At 65.4% G+C, this 4,465-nt stretch carries 4 protein-coding genes; 1 reads left to right on the top strand and 3 read right to left on the bottom strand.

Features of this window, described 5'->3' with window-relative positions:
* From GEV05_29675 to GEV05_29665, 3 genes are all read right to left on the bottom strand, one after another.
* The coding region (locus tag GEV05_29675; protein MPZ47455.1) for a hypothetical protein at positions 1–332 on the bottom strand (332 nt) is incomplete at its 3' end.
* A 135-nt stretch (positions 333–467) separates the two neighbouring features.
* On the bottom strand, positions 468–1,262 hold the full coding sequence (locus GEV05_29670; GenBank protein MPZ47454.1) for an MBL fold metallo-hydrolase: 795 nt from the start codon (positions 1,260–1,262) through the stop codon (positions 468–470).
* A gap of 70 nt (positions 1,263–1,332) precedes the next feature.
* Positions 1,333–3,516, bottom strand: a complete 2,184-nt coding sequence (locus GEV05_29665; protein MPZ47453.1) for an NAD(P)-binding protein — start codon at positions 3,514–3,516, stop codon at positions 1,333–1,335.
* Here GEV05_29665 and GEV05_29660 point away from each other — a divergent pair.
* Positions 3,444–4,465 (top strand): hypothetical protein (locus GEV05_29660; GenBank protein MPZ47452.1); only part of this gene is annotated, 1,022 nt, incomplete at its 3' end. The two genes, GEV05_29665 and GEV05_29660, sit on opposite strands and share 73 nt — an antisense overlap.

Raw genomic sequence — 4,465 nt, 5'->3', positions numbered from 1 at the left:
CCGGGGTGAATGATGGATTCCTTGTGAATGTCGTCCAGCTCGAAGGCATGGCCGGCAGTGGAATTCACCAGCACGGCGTTCGCCATCGATGTCTTCTTGCCGCTGCCGAAGATCGAGGCTTGCGGCGCCGCGCCCTCGGCTTCGACCAGCGACTGTACGTGGCGGGTCCAGGGCAACGTCACGCCGTGCAGGCACACGCCGATGCTGTCGAGCAGCGACAGCTTCATGTGCGCGATCACGTGCGCCGGAATGTCTTCGAATCGCAGCTCCGCACTGAAGCGCGCGAGCTCGCGCGTCGCATTCGGCAGCAAGGGGGGTTGGGATGCGCTCATTGCATTCGCTCCTGCTTGGCTTGACTGTTTGCTTCCCTGCCGCTTTCTCCGTGCCCGAGAATTGGGCAAAGACGCCGATCGTCGCGAATCATGCGGTCAAGGCCGCAGCGGCGGGAAAGCGGTTTGGATTGTCCGCTAGACCTGTGGCGCTGCGTCCAGCCGGACCACGATGCCTTCGAGCTCGCGCCCCGGGGCGCGATAACGCTTCATCACCAGCGGATCGTGGCCCGGGATGATCTGGTGTATCGAATCGGCCAATCGCCGCAGCGTTTCATAGCCCTTCATGACGTCGCCCAGGTTGAACGTGGTCGGGTACACGCGGTAGTTCTCGAAGTGCTCGTAGTAATGGCTCGTATCGGAGGCGAGCACCACCCAGCCGCGCTCGGTCCAGACGCGCATGCACTGCACGCCGTCGGTGTGGCCGCCGACGTGATGCAGGCTGATCCCCGGTGCTATCGTTTCCTCGCCGTCGACGAAGTGCACCCGCCCGTCGAACACCAACCGGACCATGCCGCACACCTCGTCGGGCTCGTAGCTGTGGCCGAACTGGCGGTAACCCATGTTGCGGCCGGTCGCGTAGGCCATCTCGCGATCCTGCAAATGGAAGCGCGCCTGCGGGAACGCGTCGAAGGTGCCGACGTGATCGTAGTGCATGTGCGAGAGCACGACCTCGCTCACCGTGCTTGCGTCCACGCCCATCATCGACAAGCCCTCCGCGGGGCTGCGCAGGTGCGTGCGCCCGCGCTTTTTCGCCATCGCCGCCGTGAAGCCCGTGTCGACCACGATCGTGCGCTCGGCGTTGCGCACCAGCCAGACGAAGTAGTCCATCGGCATGGGCGTATCGTGCGGGTCGCCGCCGACGAAGTGCACCGGCCGCTTCGCGTCGCGCATCGCGTACTTGATGGCGTAGATGTCGTAGGGAGTCGTCATTTTGAACCTCCTCTCAACGCGCATTTTTGCTTGACGGTCTGTTGAAGATCGGCAAGCAGTTCACAACCGCTCACCGCGGGACGCTCCCCTCTCCCGCCGGGAGAGGGGCTGGGGATGAGGGAGCGAGCTGCAAGACATTTCCATGGTCCATTGCCATGGCCTCGCCAGGCTCGGCCGCGGCTCGGTGCTCGAGCGCAAGCGCGACCATCCAGGCGTCGCGAATTGCGGTCAGGAAATCTCCCGGCCGGTAGCAGTCGCCGGCGAGCTCGTAGGGTACTGCGGCCGCTTCCAGGATCGGGACGCAATCGCGCACCGGACGCGGGCCGATCGCGATCAGGAGCACGTCGCCGATTTCGAGCGTGCTCGGCTGGCTCTTGTCTTTGATCCGGATCTCGAGCGCGCCAGCGCGCACTGCGATGATGTTCGCCTCGGTGACGAGCGTCACCCCCTTTGCCTGCACGCGTTCGATCAGCTCCATCCGGTTGTTACGTGCCATGCCTTGCGCCAGGGTCGCGAGCGCCTCCACCACCGTGACCCGTGCGTCGCGTGCAGCCAACAGATCGGCAGCTTCCATGCCGACCATGCCGCCGCCCACGATGGTGACCTTCGCGCCGCTGCCAATGCCATCGGGGTTGCCGAGATAGTCCCACGCGTGCAGCATCCGAATGCGGGCGTCGAGCGCCGACAGATCGAACGGCGCCGCACGCGGTGCCGCACCGGTCGCGACGATGGCGAAATCCGGCGCGAACGCACGCACGTTCTCCGCCGTGGCGATCGTATTCGTTCGCACCGCAACGCCGAGCGAGCGCACTTCCTGCCAGCGGTACGACCAGATCGGCTCGACTTCCTGCTTGTCCGGCGCCGCCGTGGCAAGCGGCATCTGGCCGCCGGGGCGATCGGTCTTTTCCCACACTTCGACTGCGTGACCACGTCCGGCGAGCACCCGCGCGGCCTCGATGCCGGCAACGCCGGCGCCGAGCACCAGGACGCGCTTGCGCCGCGAAAGCGCCACGGGCGCGAACAGCTGCGGCTCGGCGTGCTCGAGCGCTTCGAACTCGGTGCCGATGAACGGGTTGTGCACGCAGGCGACGTCCTTCTCCAGCGTCAGGCGCTCGAAGCAGACGTTGCAGGCGATGCAGGAGCGAATGGGCGCCGCTACGTTGCCGAACGCTTTCAGGCACCAGTGTGCATCCGCATAGAGGGCGCGCCCGAGCGAGATGAAATCGGCCGACTCGGAGCCGAGCACGGCTTCGGCGTCCTGCGGATCGACGATACGCCCCGCGACCAGGCACGGGATCGACACCGCCTGCTTGATCGGCTTGGCATACGGGGCCAGCATGCCGCGCGGAAAGGACGGCGGCTGAATGCAGTACTTGGACAACTGCGGGCTCTCGTTGCTGCCGCCGGAAAGATCGAGCGCATCCACGCCGGCCCGCTCGAGCGCCTGCGCAGTCGCGACGATATCCGCGTCGCTGTAGCCGTCCGGCACGTACTCCGTGCAGGACAGGCGCACGATCAGCACCGTGGCGGGCAATGCCGTGCGCACCCGCTCGACCGTCTCCAGCAGGAAGCGCATGCGATTGTCGAGGCTGCCGCCGTACCGATCGGTGCGCTTGTTGATGCGAGGGCTCAAGAACTGCTGGAAGAGGTAGCCGTTGCCGGCATGGATCTCGACGCCGTCGTAGCCGGCGTGCACCAGGCGCCGGGCCGCCTGCACGAACAGCTGCTGGATTTCCTCGATCTCGGCGATCGCGAGCGGTCGGACCGCATCGCCGGTATTCGGGTTGTACCAGGTCGATGGTCCGACCGGTTCCATGTTGAGCACCAAACGGCGCAGCAGCGCGCCGCGGTGGTTGAGTTGGCCGAACACATGGCAATCGTGGCGATGGATCGCATCGACGATGCTGGCAAGCCCCGGGATGAAACGATCGTGATAGACGCAAAGCGAATTGTGGTGCGGGCGCGCATGCTCGGTGACCACCATCGCCTCGGTCATGATCGCGGCCACGCCGCCCTTCGCGCGCTCGGCGTAATACATCCTGTCGCGCTCGGTGGACAGCCCGTCGGTGGTGCTGTAATTGGTGCCCATCGGCGCCATCACCACGCGATTCTTGAGCGTGAGACGGCCGATGCGCCCGGGCTGGGCGAGCAGCATTCGTCTTCCTCCTGGGATGAGGCTCGATGTTAAATGTTGTTGCCCAGCGGGGGAATGGGCTAGCATCGGCCTGCCGATTCGGCACCGCAACGCCCACATGGCGGCCGCGCGTTCAACGACCTCGAGCGTCAATCGCCCCTATGAAACCGATCGAATTCCGCTTCGGCGGCTACCAGGAGCCCGCGTCGATCCACAACCGGGCGGCATCGTACTTCGGTGAGCAATTGCACAAGCGGTTGGGCGATCGCGCTCGCTTCGAGCTGATCGGCAGCGTGCTCAAGCTCGGGCGTCCGTCCGGCGATCTCCCTGTCATGGTCGAGCGCGGTGAGCTCGATTTCGCCTACATGGCGAGCATTCGCTTCACCAAGTGGGTGCCGGATTTCGCGCTGTTCGACCTGCCGTTCGTGGTGCAGGACCGCGCCTCGATCCAGCGGGCATTGACGGGCGAGCTCGGCGAGCGATTCAAGCAGGCGATGGATGCCTCACCGTTCAAGCTGCTCGGGATCTGGGACAACGGCTTTCGTTACTTCAGCAACAAGGTGCGTCCGATCCGCGCGCCCGCCGACTGCAAGGGCTTGCGCATCCGCATCCAACTGAGCGAGCTGATCGCCGAAACGATGAGCGCGCTCGGCTTCGTCCCGGTCTCCGTCGACATCAAGGAGTTCACCGAGAACATCGGCTCCGACCGGTTCGATGCGCAAGAGAATCCGCTGACCAACATCTACAACTTCGGCGTGCACAACCACCACCGCTACATCACCCTCTCGGGGCATCTCTTCGGTGTGGCGCTGATGATCTGCGACAAGGCGCACTATCTCGGCTGGCCCGAGGACGTGCGGGCCGCGGTCGACGAGGCCGCGCGCGCCGCCACCACATACCAGCACCGGCTCGCGGCCGCCGAGGACGGCGAGGTCCGCCGCAAGCTCGATCCGGCGAAGAACGAGGTGATCGAGCTTACGCCGGAAGAACGCGCCGCCTTCGTCGCAGCAGTGCGGCCGGTGCTCGACAAGCATCGTGGCAAGCTCGACCCGACGTTGTTCGAATACCT

The organism is Betaproteobacteria bacterium (genome assembly GCA_009377585.1).
In the GTDB taxonomy this organism is placed as follows: domain Bacteria; phylum Pseudomonadota; class Gammaproteobacteria; order Burkholderiales; family WYBJ01; genus WYBJ01.
The sequence above is the reverse complement of the archived record's forward strand: the minus strand, read 5'-3'. Positions and strand labels throughout refer to the sequence as shown.